The 615-nt window shown below is 61.5% G+C and carries 1 protein-coding gene; it reads right to left on the reverse strand.

Features of this window, described 5'->3' with window-relative positions:
* Window positions 1-55: 55 nt before the first annotated feature.
* The coding region (locus DTO57_RS14245) for an IS6-like element IS6100 family transposase (RefSeq protein ID WP_114118934.1) at window positions 56-615 on the reverse strand (560 nt) is incomplete at its 5' end.

The raw sequence follows: 615 nt of genomic DNA on the forward strand, positions 1-615 counted from the left end.
TGGCTCTGTTGCAAAGATTGGCGGCAGTCAGAGGTAGGCTGTCGCTCTGCGCCGATCAGGCGGCTGCTGCGAAATGGTGGTTGAGCATGCCCATGGCCTCCGTCAGCGCCGAGGGCCCAATGCCAAAAGCTCTCTCCACAAGGCGCACCTCGCCCCTGATGCCGGGCTGCAGGCACCAGGGGCGAGCCTGTCCTTTGCGCAGGGCTCGCATGACTTCGAATCCCTTGATCGTGGCATAGGCCGTGGGGATCGATTTGAAACCGCGCACCGGCTTGATCAGTATCTTGAGCTTTCCGTGATCGGCCTCGATCACGTTATTGAGATACTTCACCTGCCGGTGGGCCGTCTCCCGGTCCAGCTTTCCTTCGCGCTTCAATTCGGTGATCGCTGCACCATAGCTCGGCGCTTTGTCGGTATTGAGCGTGGCAGGCTTTTCCCAGTGCTTCAGGCCTCGCAGGGCCTTGCCCAGGAACCGCTTCGCTGCCTTGGCGCTGCGGGTCGGCGACAGGTAGAAATCGATCGTGTCGCCCCGCTTGTCGACTGCCCGGTACAGGTAGGTCCACTTGCCCCGCACCTTGACGTAGGTTTCATCCAGGCGCCAGCTCGGATCAAAGC

Source organism: Microbacterium sorbitolivorans (genome assembly GCF_003327285.1).
Lineage (GTDB): Bacteria > Actinomycetota > Actinomycetes > Actinomycetales > Microbacteriaceae > Microbacterium > Microbacterium sorbitolivorans.